The following is a 16,903-nucleotide window of genomic DNA, read 5'->3' as shown; positions in this document are numbered from 1 at the left end:
GCGCGAGCCGCAAGCCGGTCTGATCGCGCCTTCCAGGAACGACCGTCCTTACAGGAACGACCGCAAGGTGCCGATGAACTCGTCAAACTGGTCATGGTGTAGCCAGTGGCCGGCTTCCCGGAATTCCTTCACCGAGACATTGTCACCGAAATATTGCAGCCGGCCATCTTTCTCCGGATTGCTTGCCCAGCTGTCCGCGCCATATTGGAGCTGGGTCGGACAGCTGATATTGCGCCACAGGTCGTGGATCGCGTCCTCGCTCAGGTCGATGCTGTCCCAGTGCTGGACATAGGGGTCGAACTTCCAGCTGTAGCTGCCGTCCTCGTTGCGGATCACCGCATGTGTGGTCAGATGCCGGGCCTGCTCGTCTGACAGATGCTGGTTGGCGTCCTGCATCCGTTTGAGCGCGTCGTCAAAGGTCGGATAGCGCTTCACCTGCCGGCCAGCGGATTTGCGTTTTTCCTCGATCGAGTCGCGTACGCGCTGCAGCGGTCCGGTCTTGTTGCGTTCGGCGAGCATCTCCGGGCTGGGGCCCAGCCCCTCGATCGCGACCAGCTTGCGCACCGTGTCCGGGTAAAGGCCGGTATAGCGCAGCGCGATATTGCCGCCCATGCTGTGCGCGACAATGGTGACCGGGGAAAGGTCGAGCTGGTGGATCAGCTGCGCCAGATCGGTGACCATCGGCATGATCGCATAATTGCCATCGGTGCTCCACTGGCTGTCGCCATGGCCGCGGACATCAGGACAGATAATATGCCAGTCGTCGCGCAGAGCCTGCGCCGTCCAGTCCCAGTTGCGGCAATGATCCCTGCCTCCGTGGAGCAGGATTAACGGCGGTTTTTCCTCATTGCCCCAGTCGGCATAATGCAGCTTGAGCCGCTGGGAAAAATAGCTGTGCGAGGCGGGGCCGATCAGGTTCATGCGGAATTTCCATCGGAATAGGGAGATTTGATCCATGGCTTTACCGGGAGCGGCGGCGTTCGACAAGGGATTGGTCAACGGTCAGTGGCTGGAGATTGATCTCGAATTCCGGGCCGATAAAAAGCACAATTTCCAACAATCTATAAGCATTTCTGCCGCCACATGGATATTGCATTTATTCTGGCACTCCTTATCCAGACAAGATGAAAAGATATATGCTTCATCTGCTGATCCTATATTGTGGCTGTGCAACGAACACGATTGCTGCTGCAGCGGAGCGGGGACCGATTTCGCTTCAACCCAGTTCAAACTGGACCGTCGATTACGCCGATGATAGTTGCAGACTGATCCGCCAATTTGGGACCGAAAACGACACTGTCGTCGCAATTTTCAACAGATTCGCTCCAGGTGACCAGTTTCAGCTGACGGTTGCCGGAAACCCGGTTGCCCTCAGGCGCACGACGAGACCTGCTTCCATTCGATTTGGCCCCACAGAGGCTGAGCAGGAACATGGTTTCGCCGCTGGCATAATGGGCGATGGAAAGTCCGCGCTTGTCTTTTCTGGCCAGATGCGGATTGCGCCGCCGACTGAAAGCGAACTAGAAAAATTGGCAAACCCTGAAAACGGAGCATATATTTTGCCACCGATCAGCGATGAACGCAAAGCAGCGGTCACCGAACTGACCATCGGACGTCCCTTGTCGCAACCCGTGACCCTGAAGCTCGGAGCAATGGACAAGCCCCTCGCGGCTCTTTCTGAATGCCAAGATGAACTGATGACACATTGGGGCATTGATGTCGAAAAACATCGCAATCTTTCCTCGCTTGCGTCGCCGGAAGGCAATCCTGGCCGATGGGTCAATGCCAATGACTATCCCAGTGGCATGCTCGCAAGAGGAAAAGAGGCGATCGTACATTTTCGCATGAGCGTTGATGAAAATGGTGATGCAACCGATTGCCATATCCAGCAGTCTACCAGACCCAAGGAATTCGACGAAGTGGTTTGCCGATCAATGATGAAGCGAGCGAAATTTTCTCCGGCTATCGACCATAAAGGGAGCCCGATTGCGTCTTATTATCGGAATACCGTCAGGTTCAAGTTACCTTGAAGCTGCAGACGGTATCATGAAGACGAAGCCATCGGAAGAAATAGCTGAGCGAAGCGGGCCGATCTAGGTCACTGGTTTCCATTCCCGACTGTTTGAAAGGCAGAGGCGACAACGGATAAGCATATTACTGCTTGACAAGATATCCATATATCCATAATTATCGATATATGGATTCGATCAAAGCAATAGAGGCGCTAGGCGCTCTCGCCCAAAACACCCGGCTGGATGTTTTCAAGCTGCTGGTGCGCCACGAACCTTCGGGCCTGCCCGCGGGCGAGATCGCCAAGCGGTTGGCGGTGCCGCAAAACACAATGTCTTCCCATCTGTCGATCCTGTCACGGGCTGATCTGGTCTCCTCGAAGCGGGACAGTCGCCTGATCATTTACCGCGCCAATCTGGCGGCCATGAATGCGCTGATGGCATTCATGCTGGAAAATTGCTGTTCCGGCGAAGATTGCGCACCGATTAGCAGCCAACTCGAAAGGTTAAGCCAATGAAACGCATGCACATCCATGTCGGTGTCGAAAATCTCGATGCCTCGATAAAATTCTATTCGACGCTCTTCGCGGCAGAACCGACCGTGACAAAGGACGACTACGCAAAATGGATGCTCGATGATCCTCGGGTCAATTTTGCGATCTCGTCGGAAAATCACGCGACCAAGGGCATTGAGCACCTCGGCATTCAGGCCGAAAATCCGGACGAACTACAGCAGGTCTTCAGCCGTCTTCGCCAAGCCGATGCGCCGGTGCTCGAAGAAGGGCAAACCACCTGCTGCTATGCCAAATCCGAAAAAAGCTGGATATCCGATCCGGATGGCGTGGTCTGGGAAGCTTTTTATACCAATGGTGAATCGGTAGTATATGGCGATGCGCCGTCCTTGTCCGCCGTTTCGGCCAATGCGTCCGAAACCAGCTGCTGCTCGCCTTCGAAAGCCGCCATGTCATGAGCAACCGGGTCTATCACGTCCTGTTCCTGTGTACCGGCAATTCGGCTCGGTCGATATTGGCAGAGGCGATTTTGCAGCAGGAAGGCCAGGGGCGCTTCAGGGCCTATAGCGCAGGCAGCAAACCGGCCGGCCGGGTCCATCCCTATTCGCTCGATCTGCTCAAGACACTGGGCCATCCTACGGAGGATCTGCGTTCGAAAAACTGGGACGAGTTTTCCGGCGCCGGTGCACCGCAGCTCGATTTCGTGTTTACCGTTTGCGACAATGCCGCTGGCGAGACCTGCCCGGTCTGGCCGGGGCAACCGATGACCGCCCATTGGGGCATATCCGATCCGGCGGCGGAGACCGGCAGCGAAGCAGAAAAGCGCGCTGCCTTTACCGAGGCCTATCGCATGATGTTCAACCGGATCAGCCTGTTTCTGGCGCTGCCACTGGAAAGCATCGACAGGATGAGCCTGCAAAACCGGCTCAAGGACATTGGCAAGCAGAAAGCCGAGGCTTAGACTATGGCGACACAAAAACTGGCAACAGCTGCAGATGCAGGTCTGGGCCTGTTTGAAAAATGGCTGTCGGTCTGGGTGGCTTCCGCAATTTTGGCTGGCATTGTAATCGGCAATATCGCGCCCGATGCGGTCGCCCTGCTTGCCCGGCTGGAATATGCCTCGGTCAATCTGGTGGTGGCGGTGCTGATCTGGGCGATGATCTACCCGATGATGGTCAGCGTTGATTTTGCCAGCCTCAGGCATATCGGGGACAAGCCCAAGGGCCTGGTCATCACCATCATCGTCAACTGGTTCGTCAAGCCGTTCACCATGGCCGCGCTGGCGGTATTGTTCTTCCAATATATCTATGCCGGCCTGATGTCGCCTGACGATGCGCAGCAATATATTGCCGGGCTGATCCTGCTCGGCGCAGCACCGTGCACGGCGATGGTATTCGTCTGGTCGCAAATGACCAGGGGCGATCCTGCCTATACTTTGGTGCAGGTGTCGGTGAACGACATCATCATGATCTTTGCCTTCGCGCCGATCGTTGCGCTGTTGCTGGGGGTTACCGACATATCGGTTCCCTGGGAGACATTGCTGCTGTCGACTGTGCTCTATGTCGTCATCCCGCTGGTAGCCGGCGCGCTCACTCGCCGGGCCTTGCTGGCCCGGTCCACTGACGGCGAAGCGGCGGTTGCGGCCTTTACCGGACGGATCAAGCCGCTGTCGGTGCTCGGGTTGTTGGTCACGGTTATATTGCTCTTTGCCTTCCAGGCACAGACCATCGTTACCCAGCCGCTGCTGATCGGCCTGATCGCGGTTCCGATCATCATCCAGAGCTATGGCATATTCTTCGTCAGCTATGCCGCCGCATGGGCCTGGAAAGTGCCGCACAATGTCGCGGCGCCCTGCGCTCTGATCGGCACCTCCAATTTTTTCGAACTGGCCGTGGCCGTGGCGATCGGTGTGTTCGGACTGGGCAGCGGCGCGGCGCTGGCCACGGTAGTCGGCGTGCTGGTGGAAGTTCCAGTGATGCTGTCGCTGGTGGCCTTTGCCAACCGCACCCGGTCAAAGTTCACTCCGGCTTGATATTCTGAGCAGTCACCCGGGGTAAGCCCGCTTGTTCCATGCTTTGTGGCCGTGCTCCCCGGCTAATGGAATTGCACAAGGGCCACGGTCCGGCGAGCTTCAAGATTTACCAGGTGGTCGCGGGCATGGCTCTGTTTCTGGTCATCGTCGGCGGGTTGATCGTGGGCCTGCTGGCGCGGGCCTATCGCGGCAAAACTGTCTTCTCGCTAATATTGGGAACCGGGCTTTTCCTGCTGCTGGGTTTCGCGCTCTGATTTCGAGTGGGTTCACTCTTCCTGGAGCGATCCAGCAGGACGATCACCTGCATGGCGAGCGCAGCGATTTCTCGGAGTCACAGCTTCCACCATATCCCGTTCACCCAAGGACAGAATTTATGATAGGGTAGTGGCGATTGTGAAACAGGAGCCCGCCCATGACCGAACCATCCAGCAAGATTTCCCTCAATCGCCGCCAGTTGCTTGCGGCCTCTGCCGCCAGCGGCATCGCTCTGGCCGCCGGTCCGGCCGCCGCCTCCGACAGCCAGCCGGATCTGACCGGCAAGTCGGTGCTGATCACCGGCTGCGCCTCCGGATTCGGCTATCTCGGCGCGCTGCTCTATGCGGAGCGCGGCGCGAAGGTCTTTGCGACGATGCGCAATCTGCCGCGGGCCGAAGGCGCCGCGCTGGCCAAGGCCGCACAAGCGGGCGAGCTGGATGTCACCATATTGGAACTGAATGTGCTGTCGGATGACTCCGTTAACATAGCGGTCACCGAGGCCGAGCGGCTCAACGGCGGGGCGCTCGACGTGGTCATCAACAATGCCGGGATCGGCACCGGCGCGCCGGTCGAGTTGCAGGATCCGGCGATGACGCAGCTGCTGTTTGACACCAATGTGATGGGCTATCAGCGCGTGGCACGGGCGGCGCTGCCGGCGATGCGCGCGAAGAAAACCGGGCTGATCGTCAATGTCTCATCGCAGCTTGGCCGGGTGATGGTGCCGGGTATGGGGTTGTACAGCGCGACCAAATTCGCGGTCGAATCGATGAGCGAGCAAATGGCTTATGAGCTGGTCCCGCACGGGGTTGACGTGACCATCGTCCAGCCCGGCGGCTTCCCGACAAAGATCTGGGAAAAAGGCAACAAGCTGACCACGGAACTGCTGGAGCGTGCCGATGATGAGCGCAAGGCTGCTTATCAGGCGCTGGTCGCGGGTGCGCTGCGCAACAGCGGCGGGTCGACCGATCCCGAGGATGTGCCGCGCGCGATCGCTGCGCTGATCGCAATGGCGCCCGGCAAACGGCCGTTGCGCCTGCCGGTCCATCCAGGGCGCAAGCCGCAACTGGCAATCAATGACGTGAGCGCGCAGACGCAGGTTGCGATGCTGGGCAGTTCGCCCTTCGGTCCCTGGGTCACGGATGTGAACGAGCGGGTCTAGCGCAGGGGAATGATGTGTTCCACACTCGGTGCGGAGCTTGGCCAGCCGTGTAATTCGCAAATATCCAGAGCTCCATTTGTGCGGAGCACCGAATCTTCAGGCGGGGCGTTTCACGAGCAGCAAGGGCGTCAGATAGATGGCCAGGAACACGATATTGGGGATGACATTCTGCGCATTGCCCGACGCCACCGATGCGCTGCTGTCGATTCCGAACCAGATCAGAAAAGTGTAGATGGAACCCTTGCGGATCAGGTCGCTGTCCTGTTCCACGCCCGGCGCGGTGATGAAGACATACATGGCCATCAGGCCGCCAAATACGCCACCCGCGATCGCCATCGCCAGTTTCGCTTCCGCCGTGTCCAGCCCGGCGACTCCATGGCCGCCGGAAGAAGCGATGCGGAAGAACAGGTCGTTTGCACCGGTAAAGTCATTCACCCCGGCGAGGGAGAATAACAGGGCGACCAGAATGGAAAAGCTGCCGACAATTCGGATATAGCGGCCAGTGGTTTGGGGTGACATGATCTTCTCCTGGTTGAGCTTCGTTTTCGGTAAAGCAGGCCGCAATCCGTAAAACAATTACCTCTCGGGTAAGTGCATGGAGAGCGATCCATGCTATTGTCAGGGCACGCAAAGGAGAATGGGATGCCATCGGAATTTGGCGCGATATTGAAGGACTGGCGCAAGGTCCGCCGGTTCAGCCAGCTCGACCTCAGCCTGGAGGCCGAGATGTCGGCGCGCCATCTGAGCTTTCTCGAATCGGGCCGCGCCAATCCCAGCCGGGCGATGGTGATGCGCCTGTCGGAAGCACTGCAGCTGCCCCGCCCCGCCGCCAATCAGGCGCTCAACGCCGCCGGCTTTGCGCCGGTCTATCCCAGCCTTTCCGACGATGCGCCGGAACTGGCTCCAGTCCATCAGGCGATCGCGGCGATGCTCGATCATCATGATCCGTTCCCCGGCTATGCGATCGATCGTCACTGGAATATCGTGGACAGCAACCAGGGTGCGCAGATGATCATCGCGCTGGCCAGCCCTGGCGGACCAGCCAATCTGATCGATATATTGATCAGCAGCGAGGCGCTGGATCTGATCGAGAATTGGGACGAGGTCGCGGTCCTCTCCCTCTCACGCCTGCGCACCGAGATACTGGAACTGGGCGGCGATGCGCATCTCTCTGCGCTGGCCGGACGATTGTCGTCCCACCAACGGGTCCGCAAGGTCGATCTGGGTTCGATCAATCTCAATCAGGCGGTGATCCCGACCATCTTCCGGCTCGGCGACAATCGCCTGTCGCTGTTCTCGGTCATCGCGCAATTCGGCTCGGTGCAGGATACCAGGGCGGGGGAAACCCGGATCGAGCTGATGTTCCCGATGGACGACCAGACCACCGGTTTTTTCGGACGCTAGCGCGGACATTGCCTATTCATCTTGCGCGCATTAGCAAGGGGAGCGACACAGGAGAGAGATATGCGCTGGATTTCGGCTATCATGGCAGCAACGCTGGTCGCTTGTGCCCCGGCGGCACCCCCGGTCGGACCTGAAACCGCAAATCACTCGTATGATAGCTCTGAACTGGACAAGAACGAGGGTTCCGAGTCCTTTGACTGGCAGCAGAATTTTCCCAGCTGGTATGCTGCCGTCGAACCGTATCAAATCATCGGTACCGACAAGAGCGGCATATTTTTCGTCGGAACCGAGGGGCTTGGCATGTATTTCATCCCGACCGATGCCGGCCATATCGTGATAGACGGCGGCATGCCGGGCGAGGGACAATATGTCGCGGCCGCGATCCGCAAGCTGGGCTTTGACCCCGGGGACGTCAAAATCCTGCTCAACAGCCACGCGCATTTAGACCATAGCGGCGGCCTGGCCGAACTGAAGGCGCTGACGGGCGCGAAGCTGGTGGCAAACGAAGGCGACCGGTCCGCGCTGGAAGGCGGCTTCTATCTCGGCTCCGAGGAGGATAGTTCGATGAACGCACCGCCTGTCAAGGTCGACCGGACCATCGCGGATGGCGAGCAATTGACGCTGGGCGATGTCACGCTCACCGCGCATCTCACGCCGGGTCACAGCCGCGGCTGTACCTCCTGGACCATGGAGGTCGAGCAGGGCGGACAAAGCTATCAGGCGCTGTTCTTCTGTTCCGCCACGGTCGCCGCCAACCGTCTGCTCGGGCCACCGCAATATGAGGGGATTGTCGCAGATTATCGCAAGACCTTTGCCAAGGCGAGAGACTGGAAACCCGATATCTTTCTCGCCAACCACCCCGAATTTTCTGGCCTCGCGGAAAAGCGCGAACGGCAGAAGGCGGGCGAACCGCTGGCCTTTGTCGACCGTGAAGGCTTCCCGGCGATGATCACCATGCTGGAGCAGGCGTTCGAAGCGGCGCTGGAAAAGCAGACGCTGAAACATAATGCAATTATGAGCAATTGAGCGCCAGGGCTTGACGCCGCACCCGACGAGCGTTCAGCCTTCCGCGACCCACTCGCTCTGCAGCGGCTTGGCTGCCAGCGCCATCAGACCGGCGGCGATGATATAGAAGACCAGCGAATAGAGCATCGAGTAACGCAGCCCATCTTCGCCATAAATCGGTGCGAGGCTGTCGGACAGGGCGCCAAGGAAGAATATGCCGCCGCCGATGCCGATCAGATTGTTGATCAGCAGGAACAAGGCCGATGCGGTGGCGCGGGAATCGGCTGGCACGAGATGCTGGATTGCCGACAATACCGGTCCGAGCCAGACATAGGCCAGTGCCTGGGGAATCAGGAACAGAATGAAGGCCATGGTCGCGGACTCGCTCATGATCCCGGCGGCGAACAACGGCACCGCCAGCAGGAAGGCGGCAGCCGGAACCAGTCCATAGGCCGCCTTGTTCTTCCGGCCCAGCCAGTCGCCGATCATGCCGCCGCCGAGGACACCGGCGACGCCGCCGATCAGCAAGATCGCGCCAAAGAACAGCGATGTGTCGATCAGGCTCAGGCCAAAGCTGCGCTGCAGCAGGCTGGGCAGCCAGAAGGCTATGCCATAGCCGAGCATGGAACTGGATGCGGCGCCAAAGGCGAGAAACCAGAAGGCCCGCTTTTTCGCCAGCAGGCGCACGGTGCCCATGAAGCTGTAGGGTGCCGCTGCCAGGCCGACGGGTGCCGGCTTCTTGATCTTGTCGCGCACATAATATTTGAAGAAGGGTGCGATTACGAGGCCGGCAAGACCCACCACGAAAAAGGCCAGACGCCAGTCCACGGTGGCCGCGATATAGCCGCCTGCCACCACGCCGGTCGCGGATCCCAGCGGGATGCCGAGCGAATAGATTGCCAGTGCCCGCGCCCGTTTTTCGCTCGGGAAATGGTCGGAGACCAGGGCATAAGAAGGGGCTACGCCGCCGGCTTCGCCGACGCCGACGCCAAGCCGGGTCAGGAAAATCGACCAGAAGCCCTGCGCCAGACCGGTGAGGGCGGTGAAGCCGCTCCAGACCGCCAGCGAAATGGTGATCACCCAGCTGCGGCTGGTCTTGTCCGCTACCCAGGCCAGCGGCACCGCCAGCGTGGAATATAGCAGCGCGAAGGCAATACCGCCGAGCAGCCCCATCTGGGTGTCGCTCAGCAGCAGATCGGCCTGGATCGGTCCCGCCAGAATCGCCAATATCTGACGGTCGACGAAATTGAAGATATAGACGACCAGCAACATGCCGAGCGCCACGTTGGGCGAAGTGGTTCGGCTTTTCATGATTGTCTGTTCATCCGGTTAATTTGCAAGATCGGCATAAAAACGCTCGATGGCGACCAGGGCGTCGGGTTCGTCGAGCATCGGGGTGTGGCCGCGGCAGGCAATGTCCACGGCGCTGAAATTTTCGGGATGGCGGCGCTCCATCTCCGCGACGGTAGCGGAAGACAATATGTCCGACAACGCCCCACGGATGACCAGCGTGGGCAAGGCAGACAAGCGGTCCCATATCGTCCACAGATCGGGCGGAATGACGCTCTTCTCGCTGCCCGCCAGGCCTGCGGCAATCGCCGGATCATAAGCAAAGCTGATTGTGCCGTCGGGCCGTTCCACGCAGGTATGCCGGGCGAAGGTCAGCCAGTCCTGCGCGTCAAATCCGATCATCATGTCGCCGTGCACGGACCGGCAATGGTCTGCCGCCTGCTGCCAGCTGTCGAACGGCGCAATCTCGCCGACATAGGACTGGATCCGGTCGAGCCCGGCGACGTTCACCTCCGGGCCGATATCGTTCAGGATCAGGCTGTCGAACCGCCCCGGTGTGATGGCCGCCATCATCATCGCCATCAGGCCGCCCATCGACGTGCCGATCAGGCCCATATTGCCGAGTTTCAATCCGTCAATCAGCGCAAACATATCGGCGACATAGACGGCCGGCGTATATTGGTCCGGATCGGCATCATGGTCAGACTGCCCCCGGCCCCGCTGGTCGGGGACGATCAATTGATATGTCCCCGCCAGATGCCCGGCCAGCGCTTCAAAATCGCCGCTGTTCCGGGTCAGCCCGTGCATCAGCAGAAGCGGCGGACCCTTCCCATCATAGATACGGGCGTAGAGGGTCAGCCGGTCATCAGCGCTCCGGTAGAAATGATCGGCATATGTCATCATGTTTTGCCTGGGTGCCGATCAGAATTTCACCCCGGCGGTGACAAAGACCTGGCGCGGATTGCCGTAAAAGGCGGTCAGTGTGCCTTCGGGCCCGAGCGTCGGAATGGGTCGGCCGTTGGGACCCGGTATGATCACGCCGGTCCTCGGATCGGCGGCCACAAAGGTGTATCCCGATGTCTTATATTCCTTGTTGGTCAGGTTCTTGCCGTGCAATCCAATGCTCCAGCGCTTGTCCGGCGCGTTATACACCAGATTGGCATCCCACAGGACGAAGCCCTTCTGATCGATGAACGGATTGGCAATTTCGAATTGGTTGGTCTTGCTGCGATAGGACAGGGTCGTACCGAAATAAAGATCCCCTTCCCCGACCGGAGTGGAATAGGAAAATGTTCCGCTGGCCGTCCATTTCGGTGTGTTCTGTACCGAGCGGAATTCTGCCACATCCGTCGGTACGCCGCCGACATTGGTGATATATTCGTCATATTGCGCGTCGATATAGCCGAGCGAGCCGGACAGCATCACCCGGTCGCCGCTGGCCAGAACATCCCGGCCAAGACGCGCGCTCGCTTCCAGTTCCACGCCTTTCAGAGTGGCCTTGCCGGCATTGTTGATCACGCCGCAGAAGGAAGGCAGGCCCGAGACCGTACAGGCGACCGAACCCGGGATCTGGACATTCTTGTAATCGGTATAGAAGCCCGCCAGCGCAAGATTGAGAGCGCCGTCGAACAGGCTGCCCTTATAGCCAATTTCATAGCTGTCCACTTCTTCAGGTTCAAAGCTCAGGAAAGAGGCGATTTCGGCATCACTGGGGACGCCGCTGGGGTTGGTGGTGGGTGCGTTCACACCGACCCCGCGCGGGTCAAAGCCGCCGCCTTTGAAGCCCTGCGAAAAGCTGGCATAGATATTGTGATCGGACGTTGGTTTGAAGCTCAGCGAGGCACGCGGCGTAAATTTCTTGAAATTCGCATTGCCTTTGAAATTGGTACCGGGCGCACCGAACGGTATGCCTGCGCCGCCAAAGGTCGGCGAACCGCCACCGAGAAAATTCTGCCGCAAGATGCTGGCGGTGCGTTCGTCCCACGTGTAGCGCCCACCCAGTGACAGGCTTAGCTGCTCGGTGAAGTCATAGGTAAAATCGGCGAAAACCGCATAGGTTTCGGTATCGACTTCGGCTTGGGTAAATGCAGTCAGGCCCGCGAAAGTTGTGAACAGCCGAACATCGAACAGTGTATCAGCCTTGGCATCCAGATAATAGAAGCCAACCAGACCGTTCAGCTTGTCGCCTTCATAGAGCAACTGGAATTCCTGGCTGATCTGTTCGTTCAGATATAATCCCGGGACGTCGAGATCGACTGCCGGCAACGCGTCAAAATCGATCGGCGTCGCCGTGTCATCCTTGCGCCAGGCGCTGATTGACCGGAAGGTAACGGTGTCGCTCAGATTGGCCGAGATATTCATCGACAGGCCATAGGCTTCGATATCCTGAATCGGATCGTTGAGTCCGCCGCGCGTATCGAATACATTATCGAGGATCGGTGCACCCGAAACCGCGCCGGGTATCAACCGATGACCACCGCGCGGATTGCTCTTGTCCTTGGTATAGTCGCCGGAAATGCGGATCAGGATGGGTTCGCCATAGCCGCCGATTTCCAGCGAAGCGCGAGCGGCCCACAGGTCCTTGTTATAATTTTCGAGGCCGATGGTCAGATTGTCGCCAAAGCCGCCACGGGAAAGCCGCGCACCGGCTGCGCCGACCCGAATGATGTCGGAAATCGGCATGCTGGCGGAAACCACCGCTTCGGCCTGATCATAAGTGCCATAGGTTACCCGCGCCTTGAACGAAGGATCCTCCGGCAGCCGCTTGGTCACATATTTGACCGCGCCGCCGATGGTGTTGCGACCATAGAGTGTGCCTTGCGGCCCGCGCAAAACTTCGATGCGTTCGACATCATAAATGTCCAATACTGCCGCTTGCGGCCGGTTGAGATAGACATCATCAAGATAGATGCCGACGCCCTGCTCGAAACCCGAAACCGGATCCTGTTGGCCAATGCCGCGAATGAAGGCCGAGAGTGTGGAGTTGGTGCCGCGAGACGCTTCCAATGTGGTATTGGGCGTGGTCTGGCCTATGTCGGTAAGATCGATCGCGCCCTGCTGCTCCAGCTTTTCCGCCGAGTAGGAAGTGATGGCGATCGGAACATCGATCTGCCGCTCTTCGCGGCGACGGGCGGTGACAACGATCACATCCTCGCCATTGCCTTCATTCGCCGATTCGGCGCTCTGGGCATGGACGGTGGCAGGAGCAATGAGCCCGCCCGCAAGACCGGTGATGATGGCCGCATAGCTAACGGTGTGCTGAAATTTCATGAACGCATCCTCCTTGAATCGGTGCCCGGCGTTTCCGGGTCGCTGAGAGCGCTATATTGAAATATGAATCATAATTCAACTTAGAAATTTGCTTATCCGATAAAATGCGGTTAGCCGTGACATTATGGCCACTGAATATAGCGATCTCACCGAGTCGAAAGACAAGCAACCGCGCACTGCACGCGGGCTTAGGACCAAACGCAAATTGCTGGACGCCGCCGCGCTGGAATTTGGCGAGAAGGGCTTTCACGAAGCCTCGATCACCGCGATCACCCAGCGCGCGGGGACTGCTCTGGGCAGTTTTTATACCTATTTCGATTCAAAAGATGAACTGTTCAGCGCGCTGGTACGGGAATTGAGCAATATGGTCAAAGAGCGGGCGGCGCTCGCGCTCGCGCCCAAACAATCGGCAATTGATGCAGAGCGATCGGTACTGCATGCGTTTCTGGAATTTGCCCGCGAGCATCAGGAAATCTATCGGATCATCGACGAAGCCGAGTTTATTGATCCGCAAAGCTATCGTGAGCATTACGAGAACGCGGCGCAACGAATCATGGAGCGACTTGCGGAAGGGGCAAAAGCCGGCGAATTGCGGTCGGACGTCGGTGAGATTGAAGCCTGGGCGATCATGGGTATGAATGTCTTCCTCGGGATGCGTTACGGCATCTGGTCCGAAGAAAAATCCGCCGTCGAGATAGCAGACATCGCCAATGGCATCCTGGCGCGGGGCATTGTGCGGGAAGACTAGCCGTTGGAGCCAGTGGCGTTGCGCAGGAAATGACCGGCTAACATACCACGCAACAGCGCCTGGTCCAGTTGAACCGCTGCACTGGCGCACGCACCGGTCAGTCAGAATTCTTCTTGTCCCGCCGCATGCCTGGCGGCGATGTAGCCGCAGGTCATGGCCGCGCCGATGGTACCGCCTGCCCCCGGATAGAAATTGCCAACCACACAGGCCGAACTGTTGCCGGCTGCATAGAGTCCGGGAATGACAGAGCTGTCTTCGCGCAAAACCTGTCATGCGCGTTGGTCAGAAGTCCGCCCTTGGTGCCGAGATCGCCGGCCTGGATCTGCATGGCATGAAAAGGCGCCTTGGCCAAAGGACCAAGGCAAGGATTGGGCTTGTGCGCGGGATCGCCGGCGTACCGGTCGAATGCACTGTCCCCCTTGTGAAAATCCTCGTCCCGTCCGGCGGCAGCCATGGTGTTGAACCGCGCAATCGTCTGCTGCAGGCCAGCCGGATCGATGCCAGCCTCAACGGCCAGAGCTTCGAGTGTATCGGCGCGCTTGATATAGCCGGCCTTGATGAAGCGCTCCGGCGTGATGCCGGGCAGCATGGTCCCCATGGCGTATCGGTTGCGATTTTCCTGATCGAACACCATGAAGACGGGCGGAGCCCTGTTCTCATAAATCACGCGGCCCAGCTCATTGTAAGGCCGGGCTTCGTTGGCGAAGCGCTTTATCGAGTCCCTCGACCGAGCCCACAACCGCCGTGGTCAGCCCGGCCGAGCCAGTGCCTACGACGAGAAGATCGACTTCATGATCCCTTCATTGCAAGCCTGATTCCTTGAAGATGGCTAACGGGCCATCCAGCTTTCCAGATTCTCGTGGAAAAAGCGCAAGCGGCGTTCCTGCCAGGCAAGATAGTCCCGCTTGTAGCCGCGCGAGTTGAGGCCGCGTTGCTGCACTTCCCAGACCTCGACATCCTGATCGATGCCGGGGCCCATGGAGACTTCGCCGACCTTGCCCTGCACATGCGGGGCGGGAACCGAGACGTCGACCCACTCCGCCATGCTCTGCGAATAATAGCGGTCGGTGCCTTCTGGGAACAAGGTCATGTACCACATGTCGAAATAGCATTTCTGCGGATCGCTTTCATGGGGCCGGGCGCGCAGCCAGATGTTGCCGTCCGGCTTGAGGCTGAACGACAGGTTCGGGAAGATTGTGTAATGCCAATGATCGGTTAGCTGCGAATCCTTGTACTTGGAAAAGTCGAAGCCCTTTTCGGCTCCCAGTTCCCGTTTTGCTTTCTGCAACGCCGCCCGAATTTCGCCGGTTTTGCCCTTGCGGAAATCATCGGGATTCAGCCCCCAGAATTCCATTTCCTCGGCCAGTTGCGTAAGCGTTTCCTTTTCGCCGCCACGCAGGGTCTTGGTTGGTCCGGCACCCGGCATGATCATATGCGCATGGCCCTGCGGATAGAGGTCAAACTGGCAGTGGTGATGCGAATATTCCATCACGAACTTGGTTTGCGGGTGGACGAAGGGAACATGATAGCTTTCGTTGAAATTGTCCTGCACCAGCTTCCAGTTAAAATTGCCTTCGATCGTCATCCAGTGGGTTCGGACCATCTTGTCCATCGCATAGGTTTCGATCTGCTCGGCAATCGGGCCGAGAAAATCGCGCAACGGGGCGGCCTTCTCGTCCATGTTGATCCAGATGAAGCCGGCCCAGACCGTGCACTGGACCGGTACCAGATTGAGCTTGCCGCAGGGCGAGCCCTGGATGAAATCCGCTTCATCCGGCACCGCTTTCAGCCGACCGCTGAATTCATACGCCCAGCCATGATAGGGGCAGGTCAGTCGTTTGCCGCTGGCATTGCCCTGTTCGCCGGTAACCAGAGGCATCCCGCGATGCTGGCAGACGTTATAAAAAGCCCGGGTCTCGCCATCCTCGTCGCGGATACAGACTATTGTTTCCGGTCCGAAATCGGCGGTGATCCAGTCTCCTGCCTTGTCTAGTTGCGCCGCGACCCCAGCGATTTGCCAGGTCTTGGTCCAGATCTTGTCCCACTCCTTGTCGGCCCATTCCTTCGAAAAATACCGATCCGGGGTGATCGGAGTGTTGCGAAATTCCGGATCGCGCAATTTGGAGGTGCCGGTCCGAAGAGCCTCGTCGGACTTATCCTGGCTGATGACAGTAGACATGAAACGATCTCCTATAAAATTTTCAATTGCGGGCGGATGATAGCATTTTTACGTTTCACCGGCAAAATGGCGGTAGGATGGGTCGGCTTCCCCGCGGACGCCAAAGCCGTAATCGGCCATATTCGCGCGATCCCAAATGTCGGTGGACGGATTGACACTGCTCCAGTCATAAACGGCGCCACGATGGGCAATCCGCCACTCGCCGTTGCGGCGCTCGAAACGGTCCAGATAGCGACCGGCAGCGATCATGAAGCTGGTCTTGCCATCTTCATCGGCGATGGTGTGATGGGCAATGAAATAGCATTCACCACGAGCGATATCGCCATCCAGCTCGATCAGGATATTGCCGATGATATGCTGGGTACGCTGCATCCCGGATAAGACCTCGAGCACCCAGGGCACAAAATCCTTCGCTGTCCCCTTGAAGCTGCCATGGTCGTCGGTTGCATCAGGATGAAAAAGATCGTCGATCAGCTGACCATCGCAGCGGTCGATGGCACGTGCCATGCGATGCACCAGTTCGACACAGTCCTGCTTGTCCAGCATGTCGGAGATGCGCTGATCCCGGGTTGGCAAGTCGGCAGATTGGGTTTCGGTCATGGTTCAGTCTCCGGTAGCAAAATTCTCTTCGGGTTTGTTCAGGCTGACCGTTGCTGCAGCCGAACAGGATAGGCCATTGGGCTGCACGGGCGAGCGTGTTGCGGGTGCCCAGTCCGGGTGACGGCGGCGATGCCCGGCATGCCGCGCGCTGGCCTGTCCTTCGAAGCGTTCCGGCCAGCTCCATCGATCCCGAGGGTCCGTTCTGTACTTTCCGTCATCTCCAAATCATCTCCCGTCCGGCATGACGGTCCAAAGTGACCGCCATGCGCATCAGTATTGCCGATTAGAAACGCACCGTAGCCTGCAGGCTGACCGTGCGCGGGAAGGCGCCATATCCGAGCGAATCGCCTAGCACGGCCGCCGAGGTTCCTGTGCCGGAACCGGTTGAGGGGGCGGTACCCCCACCGGTAAAGTAGAATTTATTGGTGAGATTTTTGCCA

At 58.7% G+C, this 16,903-nt stretch carries 18 protein-coding genes and 1 pseudogene; 11 read left to right on the top strand and 8 right to left on the bottom strand.

All coding sequences use genetic code 11. The annotated features are described in order from the left end of the window. Positions 1-48: 48 nt before the first annotated feature. Entirely contained in the window at positions 49-921 is an 873-nt protein-coding gene (locus ACEW8J_RS03070) for an alpha/beta fold hydrolase (RefSeq protein WP_373490164.1), read from the bottom strand. Between the two features lie 34 nt (positions 922-955). On the opposite strand from ACEW8J_RS03070, the gene ACEW8J_RS03065 reads away from it, so the two are divergent. The 8 genes from ACEW8J_RS03065 to ACEW8J_RS03030 all read left to right on the top strand — a co-directional run bounded on the left by ACEW8J_RS03065 (position 956) and on the right by ACEW8J_RS03030 (position 5,967). Beyond that, positions 956-1,255, top strand: a complete 300-nt coding sequence (locus ACEW8J_RS03065) for a hypothetical protein (protein ID WP_373490163.1) — start codon at positions 956-958, stop codon at positions 1,253-1,255. Between the two features lie 235 nt (positions 1,256-1,490). Then, positions 1,491-2,030, top strand: a complete 540-nt coding sequence (locus tag ACEW8J_RS03060; RefSeq protein WP_373490162.1) for a TonB family protein — start codon at positions 1,491-1,493, stop codon at positions 2,028-2,030. Positions 2,031-2,197: 167 nt separating this feature from the next. After that, complete coding sequence (locus ACEW8J_RS03055; protein ID WP_373490161.1) at positions 2,198-2,527, top strand: ArsR/SmtB family transcription factor; 330 nt, start codon at positions 2,198-2,200, stop codon at positions 2,525-2,527. Next, positions 2,524-2,979, top strand: coding sequence for an ArsI/CadI family heavy metal resistance metalloenzyme (locus ACEW8J_RS03050; RefSeq protein ID WP_373490160.1), 456 nt, complete (start codon positions 2,524-2,526; stop codon positions 2,977-2,979). The genes ACEW8J_RS03055 and ACEW8J_RS03050 overlap by 4 nt, the downstream gene beginning before the upstream one ends. Next, positions 2,976-3,482, top strand: a complete 507-nt coding sequence (locus ACEW8J_RS03045) for an arsenate reductase ArsC (RefSeq protein WP_373490159.1) — start codon at positions 2,976-2,978, stop codon at positions 3,480-3,482. Before ACEW8J_RS03050 ends, ACEW8J_RS03045 begins: the two co-directional genes overlap by 4 nt. A 3-nt stretch (positions 3,483-3,485) precedes the next feature. After that, positions 3,486-4,553, top strand: coding sequence for an ACR3 family arsenite efflux transporter (gene arsB / locus ACEW8J_RS03040; RefSeq protein WP_373490158.1), 1,068 nt, complete (start codon positions 3,486-3,488; stop codon positions 4,551-4,553). A 65-nt stretch (positions 4,554-4,618) separates the two neighbouring features. After that, complete coding sequence (locus ACEW8J_RS03035) at positions 4,619-4,807, top strand: hypothetical protein (RefSeq protein WP_373490157.1); 189 nt, start codon at positions 4,619-4,621, stop codon at positions 4,805-4,807. Between the two features lie 158 nt (positions 4,808-4,965). After that, positions 4,966-5,967, top strand: a complete 1,002-nt coding sequence (locus ACEW8J_RS03030) for an SDR family NAD(P)-dependent oxidoreductase (RefSeq protein ID WP_373490156.1) — start codon at positions 4,966-4,968, stop codon at positions 5,965-5,967. A 96-nt stretch (positions 5,968-6,063) separates the two neighbouring features. Here the strand turns inward: ACEW8J_RS03030 and ACEW8J_RS03025 are convergent, their stop codons facing one another. Then, the gene (locus tag ACEW8J_RS03025; protein WP_373490155.1) at positions 6,064-6,486 is read right to left on the bottom strand and encodes a hypothetical protein; all 423 of its coding nucleotides are present in this window, start codon (positions 6,484-6,486) and stop codon (positions 6,064-6,066) included. Positions 6,487-6,609: 123 nt separating this feature from the next. Between ACEW8J_RS03025 and ACEW8J_RS03020 the strand changes: the two genes are divergently transcribed. Both ACEW8J_RS03020 and bla read left to right on the top strand, forming a co-directional pair. Continuing rightward, complete coding sequence (locus ACEW8J_RS03020) at positions 6,610-7,371, top strand: helix-turn-helix domain-containing protein (protein ID WP_373490154.1); 762 nt, start codon at positions 6,610-6,612, stop codon at positions 7,369-7,371. Positions 7,372-7,431: 60 nt separating this feature from the next. Further along, positions 7,432-8,397, top strand: coding sequence for a subclass B3 metallo-beta-lactamase (bla, locus tag ACEW8J_RS03015; protein WP_373490153.1), 966 nt, complete (start codon positions 7,432-7,434; stop codon positions 8,395-8,397). A 33-nt stretch (positions 8,398-8,430) separates the two neighbouring features. Here bla and ACEW8J_RS03010 read toward each other — a convergent pair whose 3' ends face one another. The 3 genes from ACEW8J_RS03010 to ACEW8J_RS03000 are packed head-to-tail and all read right to left on the bottom strand — an operon-like array spanning position 8,431 to position 12,936. After that, the gene (locus ACEW8J_RS03010) at positions 8,431-9,687 is read right to left on the bottom strand and encodes a spinster family MFS transporter (RefSeq protein WP_373490152.1); all 1,257 of its coding nucleotides are present in this window, start codon (positions 9,685-9,687) and stop codon (positions 8,431-8,433) included. 18 nt (positions 9,688-9,705) lie between these two features. Then, a complete protein-coding gene (locus tag ACEW8J_RS03005) occupies positions 9,706-10,569 on the bottom strand; it encodes an alpha/beta fold hydrolase (RefSeq protein ID WP_373490151.1) in 864 nt (287 codons plus the stop codon). An 18-nt stretch (positions 10,570-10,587) separates the two neighbouring features. Then, a complete protein-coding gene (locus ACEW8J_RS03000; protein ID WP_373490150.1) occupies positions 10,588-12,936 on the bottom strand; it encodes a TonB-dependent receptor in 2,349 nt (782 codons plus the stop codon). A gap of 124 nt (positions 12,937-13,060) precedes the next feature. On the opposite strand from ACEW8J_RS03000, the gene ACEW8J_RS02995 reads away from it, so the two are divergent. Beyond that, positions 13,061-13,684 (top strand): TetR/AcrR family transcriptional regulator, encoded by a 624-nt coding sequence (locus ACEW8J_RS02995; protein ID WP_373490149.1) that lies wholly within the window; start codon positions 13,061-13,063, stop codon positions 13,682-13,684. Between the two features lie 101 nt (positions 13,685-13,785). Here ACEW8J_RS02995 and ACEW8J_RS02990 read toward each other — a convergent pair. From ACEW8J_RS02990 to ACEW8J_RS02980, 3 genes and pseudogenes are all read right to left on the bottom strand, one after another. Continuing rightward, a pseudogene (locus ACEW8J_RS02990) lies at positions 13,786-14,351 on the bottom strand (FAD-binding protein). Positions 14,352-14,513: 162 nt separating this feature from the next. Further along, entirely contained in the window at positions 14,514-15,863 is a 1,350-nt protein-coding gene (locus tag ACEW8J_RS02985) for an aromatic ring-hydroxylating dioxygenase subunit alpha (RefSeq protein ID WP_373490148.1), read from the bottom strand. A gap of 48 nt (positions 15,864-15,911) precedes the next feature. Continuing rightward, a complete protein-coding gene (locus ACEW8J_RS02980; protein ID WP_373490147.1) occupies positions 15,912-16,463 on the bottom strand; it encodes a nuclear transport factor 2 family protein in 552 nt (183 codons plus the stop codon). Positions 16,464-16,903: the final 440 nt, after the last annotated feature.

The sequence above is a fragment of the Parasphingorhabdus sp. genome (assembly GCF_041748495.1).
Classification (GTDB): domain Bacteria; phylum Pseudomonadota; class Alphaproteobacteria; order Sphingomonadales; family Sphingomonadaceae; genus Parasphingorhabdus.
This window is presented reverse-complemented; position numbering and strand designations above follow the sequence as displayed.

Coding starts and splice junctions, on each gene's coding strand:
- ACEW8J_RS03070 (WP_373490164.1), bottom strand. CDS start 921: ATGAACCTGATCGGCCCCGCCTCGCACAGCTATTTTTCCCAGCGGCTC.
- ACEW8J_RS03065 (WP_373490163.1), top strand. CDS start 956: ATGGCTTTACCGGGAGCGGCGGCGTTCGACAAGGGATTGGTCAACGGT.
- ACEW8J_RS03060 (WP_373490162.1), top strand. CDS start 1,491: ATGCGGATTGCGCCGCCGACTGAAAGCGAACTAGAAAAATTGGCAAAC.
- ACEW8J_RS03055 (WP_373490161.1), top strand. CDS start 2,198: ATGGATTCGATCAAAGCAATAGAGGCGCTAGGCGCTCTCGCCCAAAAC.
- ACEW8J_RS03050 (WP_373490160.1), top strand. CDS start 2,524: ATGAAACGCATGCACATCCATGTCGGTGTCGAAAATCTCGATGCCTCG.
- ACEW8J_RS03045 (WP_373490159.1), top strand. CDS start 2,976: ATGAGCAACCGGGTCTATCACGTCCTGTTCCTGTGTACCGGCAATTCG.
- arsB (WP_373490158.1), top strand. CDS start 3,486: ATGGCGACACAAAAACTGGCAACAGCTGCAGATGCAGGTCTGGGCCTG.
- ACEW8J_RS03035 (WP_373490157.1), top strand. CDS start 4,619: ATGGAATTGCACAAGGGCCACGGTCCGGCGAGCTTCAAGATTTACCAG.
- ACEW8J_RS03030 (WP_373490156.1), top strand. CDS start 4,966: ATGACCGAACCATCCAGCAAGATTTCCCTCAATCGCCGCCAGTTGCTT.
- ACEW8J_RS03025 (WP_373490155.1), bottom strand. CDS start 6,486: ATGTCACCCCAAACCACTGGCCGCTATATCCGAATTGTCGGCAGCTTT.
- ACEW8J_RS03020 (WP_373490154.1), top strand. CDS start 6,610: ATGCCATCGGAATTTGGCGCGATATTGAAGGACTGGCGCAAGGTCCGC.
- bla (WP_373490153.1), top strand. CDS start 7,432: ATGCGCTGGATTTCGGCTATCATGGCAGCAACGCTGGTCGCTTGTGCC.
- ACEW8J_RS03010 (WP_373490152.1), bottom strand. CDS start 9,687: ATGAAAAGCCGAACCACTTCGCCCAACGTGGCGCTCGGCATGTTGCTG.
- ACEW8J_RS03005 (WP_373490151.1), bottom strand. CDS start 10,569: ATGATGACATATGCCGATCATTTCTACCGGAGCGCTGATGACCGGCTG.
- ACEW8J_RS03000 (WP_373490150.1), bottom strand. CDS start 12,936: ATGAAATTTCAGCACACCGTTAGCTATGCGGCCATCATCACCGGTCTT.
- ACEW8J_RS02995 (WP_373490149.1), top strand. CDS start 13,061: ATGGCCACTGAATATAGCGATCTCACCGAGTCGAAAGACAAGCAACCG.
- ACEW8J_RS02985 (WP_373490148.1), bottom strand. CDS start 15,863: ATGTCTACTGTCATCAGCCAGGATAAGTCCGACGAGGCTCTTCGGACC.
- ACEW8J_RS02980 (WP_373490147.1), bottom strand. CDS start 16,463: ATGACCGAAACCCAATCTGCCGACTTGCCAACCCGGGATCAGCGCATC.